The following is a 16,302-nucleotide window of genomic DNA, read 5'->3' as shown; positions in this document are numbered from 1 at the left end:
GTCATGCGATGTCGCGTTCCCCCGCCACGGCGGCTGGCGCACCGGCGAGCGGCGGCGATGGGCGCTTGTGGCCCAGCTTGCGGAGCCAGCGTGTCACACGCTGCTCAAGCACGATCTGGCTGACATGGGAGACGACGAGGGAAGGGCCGAGCGCGAGGATGAAAAACACGATCTGGGACCATGGCCCGATCATCTCGACCAGCCCGGATTTGTGCATGGCCAGTTTCACGATCGCCATGCAGGCCGGATGCCAGAGATAGAAACTGTAGCTGATCGTGCCGAGCCACTGCATGAGGCGCATTCTCAGGATGTGGCTCGTGAAGCCGCGCCCCTGTTCGACACCCAGCAACCCGATACCGCCGATGACGCCCGTGATGTAGATCAGCGGTGCCAGATTGAGCCATTCGAGGAAATCGGCGTGAAGCGGACTCATCAGCCGCATCTTGCCATGCGCCGCCATATCGAGCGCGCGCCAGGCCATAAGGAAGATCAGGAGCATCACCCCGGGATAGCGCGCCAGACGACCCATCCATGCCGGCCGCGGCAGCTTGGCCGCGATGATCACGCCGGCGGCCATCAAGATGCCGCGCGGAAACAGGATCACGAGCAATGTGCCGGTGATCACGGCGATCCACCGCCAGGATCGGACGTTCGGCCCGCGCACCGCCCATAACAGTGCGCACAGCATGTAGAATGTGAATTCATAGCCCAGCGACCACGCGGCCGGATGCACCATCGGCACGCTGAAAAAAGGCGGCGGGGCCAGGAAATTGGCCGCCCAGAGCCCGAAGGATGGCAGAGGGAGTCCGCCCCAATAGCGCATGGCTGTAAACACCAAGAGCGAAGCCCAGAGCGCGGGGAAAATGCGCGCGATCCTGTCCCAGGCGAAGGCCGCTGCCGATGGCGCGCGCGTGAGCGCGCCGACGATGACGAGGCCGCTGATCCCGAAAAATAGCTCGACGCCGAATTTCATCGAATCGAGCAGCCAGATTTCAAGCAGCGATCCCTGAACCGCGGCAAACGTCGGCAGTTTGGAGTGATAGACGTGATAAACGAACACCATTGCGGAAAAGAGTCCGCGGGCACCGTGCACATTGGGATTAAAAACAGCGCCCGGCTTCATCGCGCGGACATCCGTCGATCGAGCACCGCGTCATAATAACGCCGTGCGGAATCATTGCGCCCGGATCGCCACTGCACTAGCGTCCTCATTGACGTTCGGGGGGCTGTGACGTCTTGAAGTCCGGTTGCGACGGCCATGTCTATTTTACCCCGAATGTTCATTGTTGCGTCGAAATGCCGAATGGTGGCGTTATACCTTTGTTAATGGTCGTGATTTTAAGCTCAGGGCATCGTGATGACTGATATCCAGCCTCCCATTCGCAACGACCGCAGCGCCAGCGCGCCACGGATGGGCGCGCCGTCCGTGCAGCCAGCCGAGTCGGTTCCTTCGATGGCTCAGGGGCAGGCGCGGATCGTCTATGGTTATTGGGTCGGCGCGGTCGTGCTGGGCCTTGCGATATGGGCGGCGATCTTCTTCCTCGCGCTCTGATCGGATCGCTTGCGGCGGCATTGTTCCTCCCCCGCCTGGTCATTGGGTATAAGCCTCGTAGCTGCGATAATTGAAATCCACATCGCCATAGCCATAGGCCGCGACCGCCTTCATGTTGACCTGGGTCAGCACCACGCCGGCGGGCATGATATGCAGCGGCCGCATCTTCTGGAGCGCCGCCTTGATCAGCGGCAGCAGCGTCTTTTTCCAGCGCACCACCATCGCTACCTTGTCGAGATGCTCCAGCATCGCGCGCGTGTCTGAAGCCGCGAGAGCGGGCGCGGTATCGACGATGATGATGTCGAACTGTTTGCGCAACTGATCGAACAGCAGGTCCATCGCCTGGCCACGGAAGATTTCCTTGGGCGAAAAGGCGCGGACGGGCGTGGCAAGCACCATCAGGTCCGTCAGCGGATCCTTCACCGCAGTATCCTCAAAGCTGACCTTGCCTGAAAGCACGTCGATAAAGCCGTTTTCGGGCACGAAGCCCAGCATCCGCGCGATGCTGGGGCGCCGGATATCGCCATCGATGAGCAGCGCCCTGTCACCGGCCAGCGCCGCCGTGCGCGCCAGGCTGAGCGCGAGCGTGGATTTGCCTTCGCCGGGGCAGGAGGATGTGATCCCGATCAGTTTCACGGGCCGGCCCGTCTCGGACTGGATCAGGCTGAGGCGCAGGCCGCGCAAAGATTCCGCATAAAGCGACAAGGGCCGCTCCACCACGAAATCCTCGGCCGCGATCTGCCGGTCCGCCCCGCGCGCGATCGAGTTGATCGAGGGGATATTGGCCAGATGCGGCAGGCCCAGCCGCGCCTCGGCATCGCTCGACGTGATGATGCCGCGATCGAACAGATGAAGCAGCCATAGCACCAGGCTGGCGAGCACCAGCCCGAACAGACCACCGATCACCAGATTGAGCGGCTTGTTGGGCGAACTGGGGAAGCGCGGTTCGCTCGCGGGGGAGAAGATGCGCGCATCCTCGTCCGCGATCGTCGCCTGCGTGCTGATCGCATTCTGGCGCTCCAGCATGGCGGCATAATTGGAGCGATAGGCTTCGGCGCGGCGCTCCAATTCGTTCAGCCGCACCGAGGCGGCGTTGTTGGACGCAAGCGTGCCCGTGGCGCTGGAAGCGGTGCCACTGGCGGCGGCGGCGCGCTGACTGGCGACTTCGGTGCGCGCCTCCAGATTGGAGACCACGCGCCGGATTTCCGCCGCGATATCGCCGTCGATATCATCCAACTGGCGCTGCGCCTTGATCACATCGGGATGTTCGGGGCGGTAACGGACTTTCAACTCGGCCAGCTTGGTGCTGATCTGGCTGCGTTGGTTGCGCAATTGCTCGATCACCTGGCTATTCAGCGCCTCGCCGACATCATCGCCCTTCGATCCACGCCGCATCTGCGCCTTGGCCGTGTTAAGACGCGCGCGTTCTTCGGCCAGCGTGGCGCGCGCGGAGGCGACCTGCTGCTTGTAGATCGAGATTTCCTGCTCGGTGAGCGTCACGCCTTCGGAACTGAGCAGATTGTTGGCGGCCTTATATTGCGCCACATCCTGCTCGGCTACCTGGACCTGACCGCGCAGGATCTCGAGTTGCTTGGAAAGCCCCTGATCCACGGTGTTGGCCGCACCCAGCCGGGTGTCGGTCTTCACCTGGAGATATTGCTTGCCTACTTCGTCCGCCACGGCCTTGGCGATCGCGGGGGTGGGGGAGGTGTAGGAGATGGTGACTACATTGGTGACGCCGGGGCGGACGACTGCCAGATTGTCCTTCACGATCGATGCGGCGGCGCTGACGCGATTGGCCGCAGGCACGGACGCCAGAGCGGCGACGAACTCGCCCTTGTCGATCAGCCCCAGACTGCGCACCGTGCGCTCCAGCACTTCGCGCGAGCGCAGGATCTGCACCTCGGTATCCACCGCTCCATCCTGCGTGGGCACGGTCGGGATGATATCCTGATCCTTGGACGACACGTTCAGCAGGCGCGAATTGACCACCAGATTAGCAGTGGCTGTAAACAGCGGCGTCTGCCGCCAGGTCAAGAAGGCGGTGGCGGCCACCACGAACAGAAAGATCGCGACGAAGACCAGCCAGCGCCGCCTGAGCACCGAAAGCACGCGACGCAGACCGTCGATGCGCTGACGCGGCATGATATCGCCGCCGCGCGGCGGGGCCGGTTCCGCCACGGATTGAGGGACGGCGGAAAATAGATCTGGATGCGCGTTGCGCAGATCGTTCATGCAATCATCTCCTGATGGAAATCCCGGCCATGAACCGGTTTTCCGAAAAATTGCGGTAGCGATCGAGCCCGTCGGACGTGACGTTCAGATGCGATGCGCTGGCGCTGAAGGACAGCACGCGATTGGCCTGATATTCGGCGCGCAGCCCAAGCGCGTAACGATCGTCGTCGCGATCCACATCGTTGAACCGGTCTGCCTGATAATCGGCGCTCGCAGTGACGATCAGCGTGCGCAGCAGCGCATGTTCGGCCTTGATCGACAGCGATGTGGACAGATAGGCCCCCGACAGGGGCGTGCCGCTATCTTCCACCCGACGGTCCGCCTCCAGCGTGATCGTGGTCAGCCGTGTGGGATAATATTGCAACCGGCCGCGCACGCCCAGATTGCCGTAATCGTGAAAAAACGGGTCTTTGAAATTCTGAGCGAGATAGCCGATCCCGATCTCCCCGCGCATCAGCGCCGACGGCTCGAAACTGACCCCGGCCAGCACTTCATAGCCGGTGGAATCGCGCTGGGGCGTCGCGCTGAGCGACGGGCGGAAGTCGCGATCATTATAGGTGCCCTGCAGGAAATAACTCAGCCCCGGCATTTGCGCATATTCGATCCGGCCACGCAGCGTGAGCGCCGTGCTGTCCCGCCCGCGGGTGTCCAGCGCGGTGCCGTCCTGCAGGCGACCGTTGAAATAATTGGTCTTGATCGCGGCGGCTTCGCCGGTGAGCCGGATGCGGTTCAGATCGTGCGACAGGCCGATCGCCGAACTCGTCATATCATAGCGGATCGGTTCCAGCGTCTGGACAAAGGCATTCTGGGAGCTGCGCGGCTCCTGCAATCGTTGCCAGCGCAAGCGAGATCGCACGATCGTGTCGCTGCTCAATTCCAGCAAGGTGGTGACATCGGCATCGAAGCGCTCGGCATTTTCGCGCTTGAGTGTGGAGAAACGATCGAATTGCCCGGTCAGATTGACCGCGACCTTGTTCACGGGCCAGATCGACTGCAGTTTCACCGAAGGCGCGATGCGGAGCGCCACATCGTCCGTCGCATTCGCCTCCTGTGCATAGATATTATCCGAGTAGAGCGCTGAGGCGGCAAGGCTGGGGGTCATGATGAACGGCCCCAGCGGCACGCCTGGCGCTTCATAGCCAGGCACCAGGGTGTCCACATTGCGATCGCGCGGGAAGCGCGATGGCAGCGGATCCAGATATTGGGCGAGCGCGGGCGTGGCGGGTGCCAGGAGGCACATCGCCGACGCCATGCGCGCGGCGATCCCGCCAGCCCTCGAGCGGCGGGATCTCAATGATCGAGGGCAGGGGGGCATCGTCAGAAATAACGCTCCAAAACCCGGATCGTATCGCCCGGCTGGACCAGCGTCTGGGAGGTGATTGGCACGATCCGCTCCACGCCATCCTCACCCTGAATCGCCACCTTCTTCTTGTTGGCGCGGAAGGTGAACCCCTCTGCCGTCGCCACCGCGCGCATCACGGTCATCCCGATGCGATAGGGATATTGCCCGGATTTATTGACCTCGCCCAGAATATAGAAAGGCCGATGCTCGATCACGTCGATGCTGATCTTCGGATCGGCGACGTAGGTCGTAGCATAGGCTTCGGTGACCTTGACCTGCGCCTCCGCCGGGGTGAGCCCGGCCACCTTTACTGCGCCGATCAGCGGCGGCGAGATGGTGCCTTCGCTGCCCACGATATATTCGCCGCTCAACTGCTCTTCGCCATAGACGACCATGCGCAATTTGTCGTCGGTGCCCAGGCGATAGACGGGCGGGGTTTGTGCGGCGGGCGCGGTCTGCGCCATGCTTTCCGCACAGCCCGAAAGCCCCAGAAAGATCGCGACGATGAGCGATATGATGCGGGTCATAATCCATTCCCTCGATATGTGGTGGGCGCATTCGCCATCATTTTTTCATGACCATGGTTGTGATGAAGCCAGCGCCCCAGCACAGGTGCATGGCCCAGAGCGCGGGTGCCGCCAGCATCACGCAGATCGATCGCGCGCGCAGAGCGAGCCAGAGGGCCGCCGCACAGCAGCCCGCCGCATAGAGCAGGGGCAGGGCCAGCGCATAGGGCTGAACCAGCGAAACCGCGGTGGATGCGGCCAGCATCACGACGAGCAGCGGCGCGACCAACTGCCGCGCCCGCAATTTTTCCCGATGCTTCAGGAAATTCTGCGCGCGGCCGCGGCCATAGCGCCAATATTGACGCGCCAGCGCCCCCAGAGTGGATCGCGGGAAATAATCCACCTCGATATCAGCGGCCAGCCAGATCCGTCCGCCTGCGCGCCGGAGCCGATAATCGAATTCGGCATCCTCATTGGCGATGAAATGCACGTCGTAGCCGCCCGAACTCTGAAAGGCGTCGCGCCTGAACGCGGCATGATGGCCATGATCGATCAGCCGGGATTGCCCCCCGATCCGATGCGCCGCGCCGCCCGTGCCGAAAATACTGTTGGATACCGCGGCAATCGCCTTTTCCATGCAGGTGCGGCCCACGGTGCGCAGGCGGACCACCACGCTTTCGGTGTCGCGCTCCTGCAGCGTGCGGATCAGCCGCGCGACATAATCGTCGGCATAGCCCGAATGGGCATCCATGCGCACCAATATGCCATGGGCCGGATCGGCCGCAGCCGCGGCGCGGTTGATCCCGGCGGACTGAAGCCGATCGGGATTGTCGATCAGATGCACGCGATCATTGGCCGCGGCGATCTGCGCGACGATGGCGCGCGTCGCATCCTGGCTGCGGCCGTCCGCCACCAGAATTTGGCCGACTACATCGCGCTTCTGGCGCAGCAATTGCTCCAGCAGGCCGCCGATATGCGCTGCCTCATTGAAGGTGGGAATGATGACGGCCGCGCCGCTTGCGATGGTCATACGGCCTTGGCCCCCGGCACAAGCGCCTCGGCAAACTGCGCCCGCGCCCGCGCGATGCGGTGCGCATCCTGATCGACCGCGGCACCGCGCCCTGCCGCAAAAAGCGCGTCAAGCTGCGCGGCGAGGTTGACGGTTCCGAAATTCACGCACCGTTCTGCAGGCAGATACTCACGGAACACGTCGATTTCCGAGGCCAGGATAGGCAAGCCGCACAGCATCGCCTCCAGCATCACCAGCGGCACGCCTTCATAGCGCGAGGGCATCAGCATGACGTCGCTGCCCAGCAGGAAATCATGCGGCCGGTCCGTCCAGGGGATGATCCGGATATCCAGCGCGCCGCCCTTGAGCGCTTCGATCGCGGCGAGGCCCGGCCCATCGCCCACGAACAGGAAGGTCCATGCGTCGAGCGCGGCGGCACTGCGCTGCATCGCCGCGATCAGCAGATCGAGACCCTTTTGCTGCGGATCGAACCGGCCCAGGAAAAGCGCGATCCTGCGATCGTGGGGCAGGCCGAAGGCGCTGCGTATATCGGGGCTGGTGGAGCGCACCGGCGGCTTCACGATATTCTCGATCACCGTGGCTGGCGCGCGTGCGCCGACCCGCGTCAATTGCCCGGCCACGGCGTGTGAGGGCACGATGAACCGGTCTGGCCGCCGATAGAGCCTGCGCCGCACGCTGTCTCCCAGGCTGTTGCGGTCCATATCCCGCATCGAATGCGCCATGGGGATGTAGCTCACGGTGAACTGGTCCTTGGGCATGGACAGCATCGGCACGGCGAGATTCTCGATCCGTCCCTGCAACAGCAGCACGGTCTGCGGCCGTTCATGCAAAATCGTCTCACGCACCGCAGCGCCATAATCGCGGCGGAAGCCCGCCAGATACGGTTCCGCCGGGCGTTTGGCATAGCGCCAGGGCGCGATCCGCAGCCGTGGCGATCCGAGATCGCGTAGCCGCTGCTGAAAGATCGCATTGCCCTCCGGCATACGCACCACGATCTCGTCAAACGCCTCGGACGGGAGCGCGCCGGGAAGGAGGTTGAGAAACATGATCTCATGGCCGCCAAATTGGAGACTGTCCTGCAGGATGAGCAATTTTCCGGCCATCAGGCGGCGACCCTGTGTTGAACGGCGCGGGGGGTCAGCACTTTTTCATAGACCACGCGGGTGCGTCGTCCGATCTCGTCCCAGCCGGGAACGCCGTCGTCCAGCCGGCCCGCCGGGATACGGCCGATCGACTGCGCCAGCGCCTGCGCCAACGCCGCCGCGTCGCCCGGCGACGTCAATGCGCCGCAGCGTCCATCATGCCCGATCATATCCCGAAACACGCCGAGATCGCTTGCGATGATCCATTTTTCCAGTCCCGCGACGAGATGCAGCACGCCGCTGGCCTCGATCGCAGAATAGGGAAATACAAAGGCGTCAGCGCTGCCCAGCAGCGTGGCCATAGCGCTTTCGCTGAAGCGGCGATCGTCCAGCGTGATCGTATTCTGCAGGCCAAGCGCGGTGATGCGGCGGCGGATTTCGTCCAGCGGGATCATCGCTTCGCCGGCGATGATGATGTGCAATCCGGCGCGCAATTGCGGGTCGAGCCGCCCGGCAGCCTCCACCAGCACGTCCAGCCCCTTATAGGCCTGCAGCCGCCCGAACAGGATGACGCGCCAGCGCCTGTCGGTGCGCTCGGCGGCGCTGCCTGCCGATTTCAGCGGCAGCAGGCCGTGCGGGATCACGCTGATCGCGCCGTGATCCACGCCGCGCCCGGCCAGGGTGGTGCGCGCGCCATCGGTATGCACGATGATGTGATCGACGGCGCGCAGCACGGCATCGAAGCCGCGGCGCTGGAGTTGGTTCACATCCTTGCCGTTGAAGGGCACGAGATCGTGCACCGTAAGCACAACGGGCCGTTCGGCGCGGATGCGCGCGATCGCCCGCAGATCGATCGATGGCAGCACGCTCCATTGAAAATGGACCAGATCGGCGACACGATTGCGCGCGAGTTTCTGGACGGTGCCAAGCCCCATCATATGTTCGAAGCCCTTGAGCATCTTGCGCAGCGCGCCATTGCCGCCCCGCCGCGGGCCGTCGCTCATCCGATAGAAGACCGGGGAGACCTGGCCGGCCTCGAGATCGGGCTCCTCCTGAGGGCGCAGCGCGCGCGTGGCCCAATGCACCGCCACCCCATTCGCCTTCAGCCCGCGTGACAGCGCCGCATCATAGGGCGCGGTGAAGAGCACGGGATCGACGAGCAAGACTGATGGCCCGGGCGCGGGGCCGGCGGCATGGGTTACTTCAACAGGCGCCAAAGGCACGCGCGGATCCTTCCGCTCAATAGCAGCCCTTGCTGGTCAGCAAGGCGGGAATGGTCTGGCCCATGATCCAGAAATCGAACGCGACGGTCTTCTGACGGCTGTAGACCGTGTCGATCGCGACGCGGCGGCGATAACTCGTGTTATTGCGGCCGCTGATCTGCCACAGACCGGTGATGCCGGGGCGCACGCTGCAATAATAACCGAAATACCGGCCATAACGCGGCACTTCGGCCTCCACGATCGGGCGCGGCCCGACCACGCTCATATGGCCGACCATCACATTGATAAGCTGGGGCAATTCATCGAGACTGGATTTGCGCAGGAACTGGCCGAGCGGCGTGATCCGCGGATCGGAACGCAACTTCTGGTCGCGCGCCCATTCCTCTGCCGCCTGGGGGTCGCTCTCAAGCAGATGACGCAGACGGTCATCGGCGTTCATCACCATCGTGCGCAGTTTGAGGCACGGGAAGGTGCGCCCGTTGCGGCCGATCCGTCGATGCGCGAAAATCGGGCTGCCGCCATCCTGCGCCCAGATCGCGAGGCAGATCAGCACGAGCACGGGGAGGGCGGCGATCAATATGACGCCGGCCAAGGCAAGGTCTGCGCTGCGCCCGTAATCGAACGGGCTTTTGCCGCGGCCGGTTTCGCCCGCTGCGTCCGTCGGCGCGCTCTCGGCCTGAAAATTCAGATCGATCGCGTCTGGATAAGCCGGACCGCCGTTCACGAAGGCGCTTTTCGATGCGAACATACCAACATCCCTTTTTTGATCTTCGCAGTGATTAACATTCTGCGGCGCACCATTTCTCATATTGCGGTGCACTCATTCGATCCTCTCCGGTCTCGCTGGCAAACTCTCCTGTTTATTGAAACCATGATGCGATCACTTGATCCGGTTTCGGGTTGAATGCGATCCGGACGTTGAAATAAAATGTCATTTTATATCGGCACGGATCGTCGTAAAAGTGCTATTTCCTGCCGCGCACGTATTGCCCATCTCTTGCTGAGCGACAGAGACATGAAATCTTTCATTGTCCGAGTCTTGCGAAATAGCGCTTGATGACCCGCAGTCACTTTCTTCCGGTTCCTGGAAATGCGCACATTACTATCGGTATCTTGATAGGTCAGAATCTCCGGAACGCCGATGATGGGCGTTTGTTCCAGGATGCGGATAAAAAGCTCCCAATCCTGACAGCTTGGCATGGATGCGTCGAAATGGCCGACATCATCCAGCAAAGCGCGTGAAATCAAGATGTTGGATGTTGGTCCGATCAAATTATGGACAAGTACCGTCTCAAGATTGATCAGGGCGGGTGGGAGAAAGCGACTGCCACCATTGTCGCCAAACTGTTCATGGCCACAGGTGACACAGAATTTATCGGTCAGTCCGGCGTCCTGGGCGGCCTGCAACTGAAGGTCGATCTTGTCGGGCCGCCAATAATCGTCGGAATCGAGAAAGGCCAGTACGTCGCCCGTCGCCTGTCGGATGCCGCGGTTGCGGCTGGCCTGCGACCCCAGATTTTGCGCGTTCACCAGATAGGTGATGCGCTCATCGGCCAGGATCGGCAGATCCGCTGAGCCATCCGTCGAGCCGTCATCGACGATGATGATCTCGGAAACGGCGTAATCCTGCGCCTGAACGCTCGCGATCGCCCGCGCCAGCGTCTCTTTGCGGTTGTAGGTTGGTATGACGACAGAGACTGAGATCACGTCAGCATCACTCCCACGATCTGAACTGTTGTGCAGTGCATCATAAAACCATTCGCGGTGCAATCGCGTTCCGGAGGCTTCGGCAGCACTCGACGCGCATTTCAAACATACTGTCCCATTTGGTGAAGAAAAAATTAACTTCTCTTAACAATGTGGAACAAAGACTTGGTTAATAGTCCCCTTAAACGGCTCGAATGCGTTAAAAATGCCTTTTTCGGTGAACAGGTCAAATTTGAAGACCGATCCGGATGGGACGACTGATCGCGCTCAGCCAAGGTTGTTTGCGATCCGTATCGCGCCCTTCTTCCTCGCCCGTGGTCCGGACGCGATTGGCCCGCACCCAGGTGCCCGCATTTTTCAGCCCGGCGCGTTCGATCGCGAATTTCAAAAGATGTTCGCTTTGGAAATGCGTATGCGTGGCGGCATAGTCGTCCAGCAGATCGATCCGGTTCAGATACGCCGCCGCCGCCTGGGGCGTGGCGATGGCGATGCGGTCGTTCAAGCCGTTCCATTGATGCCAATCGGGGGTGATCAGATCCACCGGCCCCCGTAGGCCGCGCCGCAGCGCCTGACCAAGCGGGTGCATTTTTCCGGTGGACAGGCGCACCGAGGGGTCGATCTGCGCCATGAATTTACGGATCGGCAGGGGGTCGATATAGCGCAGATCGGGCCGCAGCAGGATGATCGCGTTGAAGGATTGCGGATCCATGCCGGATAGCAATGTGTAAAGGCCCTTCAGGCTGTTCATTTGATGAATGACGTTGCGGCGCATATTGCCGTCTTCATCGGCCTCCCAATATTGCGGGATTTTCATGATGCGCGCGATATAATCGGCGACCCTTTCATCCGATTGCTCCTCCAGCGTGAGCGCGTCCAGCTTCAGCCGGGACAGATCGGGGCGGGTATAGCGGACCATGGTCTCGCCGCTGCGCGGGGCGTGAACCACGCTGGGGCAGTTCAGATGCGCGGCGCGCACGATCTCGATATTCTCGGCGAGCAGGGGAGCAAAGACATGCTGCTCGATGCTGTCGATCGTGCGGTCAAGCGCACGGGCCAGGCCGAAAAAGCCGACAAAAACACGAACCGTCATACGCGCCCCTCTTAAAAGCGTCCGGTCCTCTCCGCATCACCGTGATAGGCGGTTCATCCTGTCGTGGGAACCAACGGGCGCGTTATGGTGATTGGCGAAGGTCTGACAATGGCGCGTCGATGGACAAATGATCGTGGCGATCGGCGATTGCGACGGTGGTACGTTCGCGATCGCAATGAAATCGGTCATTGAGAGTCGCCAATCCAAAGGCGAGGTCTTCTTTGTCATTGCTTGCTGATTTGATGGGCTATAATGCCCGAGCGTGATCCGAGTACGGGTTAGCGCTGGCAGGTGCCAACGGGTGTATTTCCGAAAGAGAATGTGTGTAACTCTGCCATGTCTCGACAGCAGTCCTTAGATTTGCGGGTTTTATCGTTAGTTGTGGTGGTCCTGCGTCGGTTGGCCGGGTTGCCGCGTTCTACGCGAAGATTTATTGCTTTCGCGATGGATCTGGCGCTTTGCGTCATGTCCGTTTGGCTTGCTTTCTCCATACGTGTCGGCGCGTGGGATTTGTTCAGTCCTGCCGTCGGCCTGGTGATTGCAGTTGCGATACCATCCTGGTTGATTGCAGCGCGCTGGTGCGGGGTTCATCGCTCCATCATCCGATATGCCGGAGGGCGGGCGATGATAGATCTCGCCATGGCATGTCTGCTGTTATCGCTGCCGATGATGACCATTTTCATGTTTGTCGGAATATTGAATGTGCCGCGCACCATTGGCGTTCTGCAGCCGATGTTGTTCATGTTGCTGCTCGGGCTCAGCCGGATTGCGATCCGCTATGCGCTGGTGGAAGTGCTGCACGTCGCCCAGCAAAAGCGCGGCTCGCGCGTTGCGATCTTCGGGGCCGGCAAGGCCGGCCAACAACTTGGATTTGCCATTCGTCACGATGGCAATGAATCGCTCGTCTGCTATCTGGACGACGATGTCGGTTTGGAAGGTCACCGCATCGACGGGGTCCCCATCTATGACGCGCGGGATGTGGGTGATCTCATCGTCAATCTCGAACTGCATGAGATATTGCTTGCATTGCCCAGCGTGCCACGCTGGCGACGGCTTGAAATCGTCGCGCAACTTCAAACTCATGCGATCAAGGTGCGCTCGTTGCCGAGCATTGCCAATATCATGGATGGTCAAGTTTCCACCCGCGATTTGCGTGATGTTCAAGTCGAAGAACTTCTTGGGCGTGATCCGGTGCCGCCCAATGAACAACTTCTCAGCGGGGCGATAACGGGCAAAATCGTCATGGTATCTGGCGCGGGCGGTTCTATCGGATCTGAACTGTGCCGGCAGATAGTGGCGCGTCATCCGAGCCGGTTGATCCTGGTCGAGCATTCCGAATTCGGGCTTTATAGCATCCTGACCGAATTGGAGGAGCATCTGGGGAAGGATGGCCTGACACAGATCGTGCCGGAACTCGCCAATGTTTCGGAAGCTGCAGTCATCGCACGGGTCATGGAGCGGCATCGCCCCCAGACGGTTTTCCACGCGGCGGCCTACAAGCATGTGCCGCTGGTTGAAGCAAATCCGATCGCGGGCCTCAAGAACAACATATTGGGAACATATCACTGCTGCCTCGAAGCGGAGCGGGTGGGGGCGTCGCGCTTCATTCTTGTGAGCACAGACAAGGCGGTGCGGCCTACCAATGTGATGGGCGCGTCGAAGCGTGTGTGCGAACTGATCCTTCAAGCGCGTGCCATGGGAAAGAGCGGCACGGTTTTTTCGATGGTCCGGTTCGGCAATGTTCTCGGATCGAGCGGATCGGTTGTGCCGCGGTTTCGCGCGCAAATCGCGGCCGGTGGTCCGGTTACGCTCACGCATCGCGACGTGACGCGCTTCTTCATGACGATACCAGAGGCGGCCCAGCTGGTCATGCAAGCCGGGGCAATGGCGAAGGGTGGAGAGGTTTTCGTGCTCGACATGGGGCAATCCATCAAGATTTTCGATTTGGCCTGCTCTATGATCCAGCTTTCGGGCTGCTCGGTCCGCAGCGAGGCCAATCCTGATGGCGATATTGCCATCGAGGAAGTTGGTCTGCGCCCCGGCGAGAAAATGTATGAGGAATTGCTGCTGGGTAATAATCCGCAGCCAACCGACCACAGCCGGATTATGCGGGCTCAGGAGGTCAGGCTGGACTGGCGTGAATTGTCGCAGATGCTTGCTAAGCTGTTTCGAGCGCTCGATGCGGGCGATTTCGATTCTGCAATGGCAGTTGTTCGAACGCTCGTTCCTGACTATGCGCTCCACAGCCCCTCGGGGGATGCGATTCTGGAACAGAATTTGCGTGCAACTGGCAGCTAATCGAGTGTATTTTCCATGAAAAGATATTCCATTCGCCGGATATTTTCTTTTGCGTCAACCAGCACGCCTGATCGCATGCCTTTCGCCGTTGCGCTGATCCTGATCATTTCGGCGTTTTTCATGGTTGGCGGTGGCCGGGACGATTTGTCTTCGCTTCTTATTTGGCGGCCTTTATCAGCCTTTCTTTTGATGCTGGCAATCGCGCAATATGGGTTGGAAGCCTGGCGAAATGGAAGGGCGCTTTTGCTATTCTGCGCCGCCGTACTCGGGCTTGTCGCGCTTCACCTAGTGCCGCTGCCGCCCGCCATATGGACGGCGCTGCCGGGTCGCGATTTCTTGGTGAATATCTATGAAAGCGCAGGGATGGCGTTGCCTTGGCAGCCCCTGTCGATGGCGCAGGCCCGCACTTGGAATGCGCTCTTTTCTCTGGCTGGTCCGCTGGCGGTCATCGTCGTCGTGCTTGTCCTTGAAAAACGCAGGCATCAACAACTGTTGCTTCTGTTGCTTGGCGTGGGATTTTTGAGCGGCGTGATCGGAATGATCCAGGCGATCGGTCCGTCGAACGGGTTGCTCTATTTCTATCGGATAACCAATATCGGAACCAGCGTCGGTTTTTTTGCCAATCGCAATCATCAGGCCATCCTCCTGGCTACGATGTATCCCTTATTGGCAGCTAATCTGTCTTTGTTCAAAGGGCGGCCGGACCGGCTGTTCTTTTATCGTTCGATCACGATCGCCGGGGGCGGTCTGCTGATTCCGCTCATATTGATGACGGGATCGCGCGGCGGATTGGTCTTGATGGTTGTCGGCCTGGCTGCGGCCTGGTGGGTGTATAAAGCGCCTGTGGCGACCGGGAGGGTTGTCGGGATACGCAGCGAACATCGTTCACGTCTGATAGGCGTCGGTCTGGCCGTGGTGTTGTCTCTGGCCAGCATCATTGTTCTGGTCAGCACCCCAGCGTTGCAGCGTCTTCTGGAGACCGATGCCGCTTCCGAATTGCGTGTGCAGGCGCTGCCATCGATATTGGAGGCGACGCAGAGATTCTTTCCGTTTGGAAGCGGAATAGGCACCTTCGTCGAAACCTATCAGATTTTCGAGCCAGATGCCCTGATTTCGACCAGCTATTTCAATCACGCGCACAATGATCTGGCTGAAATTGTCATGACTGGGGGTATTCCCGCGCTCGTGCTTGCAACTTGGGCTGTCGTCCTCGGTGTTTTGACATTCATTGCGTTGATGCGGCGACGTGCAGTGCGGCCGAGCGATGCGGATTTTCTTTTTCACATTATGGGGCGTGCAGGACTTGCGGTGTTGGCCATGCTTGCTCTGGCGAGTTTCGCTGATTATCCGCTGCGTGTTCCATCATTGATGCTTTATGCGGCTGTTGCCGCCGCATGGTGCTCGAATGCGTATCGATTGGGCCGGAAATGACAGAGATTATGCAGGATAGAAATGTGAGACAGGCCGTAATCAAACCATATCGCATGGGTGCCTTTGCGCTGGCGTTGGTTCTGTGCACCAGTGGATGTTCGTCGGGCCTGAAAATTGACCGGTTGGGCGGGCCTTCGGTTACGCGCATCGATGCGAATGAACTGCCGGGTCCGGACGGGCAGGTCGGTGATCAGCAGATTTATAAATATGTCATTGGACCACTCGATAAACTTGTGATCGATGTTTTCGGTTTCGAGCAGATTTCAGACCGTCGGGTCACTGTCGACGGAACAGGCAATATCGTTCTTCCCATGGCCGGCGTCATCCATGTTGGTGGTCTTTCACTCGGCGACGCCAGTGCTCTCATCGCAAGCCAGATGCGCGAGAATTATGTGCGCGACCCGCAGGTGGCTGTAAATCTCGAGGAAGCGCTCAGCAATTACGTCACCGTGGATGGTGAGGTGAAGCAACCCGGCAATTATCCCGTTGTTGCGGGCCTCACTCTGATGCGATCGGTGGCTGGGGCGAAGGGTACTACCGATTTTGCACAATTGCGTGAAGTGGTCGTGCACAGGACAGTCAATGGGCGCCAGATGATAGCGCTTTATGACCTGGCGGCTATCCGTCGCGGCGCCTATGCAGATCCAATCATTTACCCTCGTGATGTCGTTGTGGTCGGTGACTCTCCAGGGCGAAGACTGTTCCAGCAAATCATCGCCGTTTCGCCGCTATTCATTTCGCCATTGATCGCGGTTTTGGATAATCGATAATTAGAATTTATTTATTCAAGATTTTGCGAGAATTTT

14 protein-coding genes are annotated in these 16,302 nt (G+C 60.3%); 4 read left to right on the top strand and 10 right to left on the bottom strand.

Translation table 11 applies throughout. From position 1 onward, the window contains the following. Position 1: 1 nt before the first annotated feature. Positions 2-1,123: an acyltransferase family protein gene (locus FHS49_RS08765; protein WP_184017546.1), complete on the bottom strand. Its 1,122-nt coding sequence runs from the start codon at positions 1,121-1,123 to the stop codon at positions 2-4. 234 nt (positions 1,124-1,357) lie between these two features. Here FHS49_RS08765 and FHS49_RS08760 point away from each other — a divergent pair, with 234 nt between their 5' ends. Continuing rightward, positions 1,358-1,552 carry a hypothetical protein gene (locus tag FHS49_RS08760; RefSeq protein WP_184017544.1) on the top strand — a complete coding sequence of 65 codons (195 nt, stop codon included), beginning with the start codon at positions 1,358-1,360 and terminating at the stop codon, positions 1,550-1,552. A 39-nt stretch (positions 1,553-1,591) separates the two neighbouring features. Here FHS49_RS08760 and FHS49_RS08755 read toward each other — a convergent pair whose 3' ends face one another. The 9 genes from FHS49_RS08755 to FHS49_RS08715 all read right to left on the bottom strand — a co-directional run bounded on the left by FHS49_RS08755 (position 1,592) and on the right by FHS49_RS08715 (position 11,767). After that, positions 1,592-3,787, bottom strand: a complete 2,196-nt coding sequence (locus FHS49_RS08755) for a GumC family protein (RefSeq protein WP_184017542.1) — start codon at positions 3,785-3,787, stop codon at positions 1,592-1,594. A gap of 4 nt (positions 3,788-3,791) precedes the next feature. Beyond that, positions 3,792-5,039: an outer membrane beta-barrel protein gene (locus FHS49_RS08750; protein ID WP_184017540.1), complete on the bottom strand. Its 1,248-nt coding sequence runs from the start codon at positions 5,037-5,039 to the stop codon at positions 3,792-3,794. A 65-nt stretch (positions 5,040-5,104) separates the two neighbouring features. Then, positions 5,105-5,656 (bottom strand): polysaccharide biosynthesis/export family protein, encoded by a 552-nt coding sequence (locus FHS49_RS08745; RefSeq protein ID WP_184017538.1) that lies wholly within the window; start codon positions 5,654-5,656, stop codon positions 5,105-5,107. A 37-nt stretch (positions 5,657-5,693) separates the two neighbouring features. Then, positions 5,694-6,665, bottom strand: a complete 972-nt coding sequence (locus FHS49_RS08740; RefSeq protein ID WP_184017536.1) for a glycosyltransferase family 2 protein — start codon at positions 6,663-6,665, stop codon at positions 5,694-5,696. Then, on the bottom strand, positions 6,662-7,768 hold the full coding sequence (locus FHS49_RS08735) for a glycosyltransferase family 4 protein (RefSeq protein WP_184017534.1): 1,107 nt from the start codon (positions 7,766-7,768) through the stop codon (positions 6,662-6,664). The genes FHS49_RS08740 and FHS49_RS08735 overlap by 4 nt, the downstream gene beginning before the upstream one ends. Continuing rightward, a complete protein-coding gene (locus tag FHS49_RS08730; RefSeq protein ID WP_184017532.1) occupies positions 7,768-8,970 on the bottom strand; it encodes a glycosyltransferase in 1,203 nt (400 codons plus the stop codon). Before FHS49_RS08730 ends, FHS49_RS08735 begins: the two co-directional genes overlap by 1 nt. A gap of 16 nt (positions 8,971-8,986) precedes the next feature. Next, positions 8,987-9,718, bottom strand: a complete 732-nt coding sequence (locus tag FHS49_RS08725) for a sugar transferase (RefSeq protein ID WP_184017530.1) — start codon at positions 9,716-9,718, stop codon at positions 8,987-8,989. A 188-nt stretch (positions 9,719-9,906) separates the two neighbouring features. Continuing rightward, the gene (locus FHS49_RS08720; protein WP_184017528.1) at positions 9,907-10,740 is read right to left on the bottom strand and encodes a glycosyltransferase family 2 protein; all 834 of its coding nucleotides are present in this window, start codon (positions 10,738-10,740) and stop codon (positions 9,907-9,909) included. A gap of 163 nt (positions 10,741-10,903) precedes the next feature. After that, positions 10,904-11,767, bottom strand: a complete 864-nt coding sequence (locus FHS49_RS08715; RefSeq protein WP_184017525.1) for a hypothetical protein — start codon at positions 11,765-11,767, stop codon at positions 10,904-10,906. A 444-nt stretch (positions 11,768-12,211) separates the two neighbouring features. Between FHS49_RS08715 and FHS49_RS08710 the strand changes: the two genes are divergently transcribed. Genes FHS49_RS08710 through FHS49_RS08700 form a run of 3 tightly spaced genes read left to right on the top strand, consistent with a single transcriptional unit; the run spans position 12,212 to position 16,266 of the window. Next, on the top strand, positions 12,212-14,065 hold the full coding sequence (locus tag FHS49_RS08710) for a polysaccharide biosynthesis protein (protein ID WP_184017523.1): 1,854 nt from the start codon (positions 12,212-12,214) through the stop codon (positions 14,063-14,065). A gap of 15 nt (positions 14,066-14,080) precedes the next feature. After that, positions 14,081-15,496 carry an O-antigen ligase family protein gene (locus tag FHS49_RS08705; protein ID WP_184017521.1) on the top strand — a complete coding sequence of 472 codons (1,416 nt, stop codon included), beginning with the start codon at positions 14,081-14,083 and terminating at the stop codon, positions 15,494-15,496. After that, positions 15,460-16,266 carry a polysaccharide biosynthesis/export family protein gene (locus FHS49_RS08700; protein WP_184017519.1) on the top strand — a complete coding sequence of 269 codons (807 nt, stop codon included), beginning with the start codon at positions 15,460-15,462 and terminating at the stop codon, positions 16,264-16,266. The genes FHS49_RS08705 and FHS49_RS08700 overlap by 37 nt, the downstream gene beginning before the upstream one ends. Positions 16,267-16,302: the final 36 nt, after the last annotated feature.

Origin of the sequence: Sphingobium boeckii, from assembly GCF_014199215.1 — a bacterium.
Classification (GTDB): domain Bacteria; phylum Pseudomonadota; class Alphaproteobacteria; order Sphingomonadales; family Sphingomonadaceae; genus Sphingobium_A; species Sphingobium_A boeckii.
The sequence above is the reverse complement of the archived record's forward strand: the minus strand, read 5'-3'. Positions and strand labels throughout refer to the sequence as shown.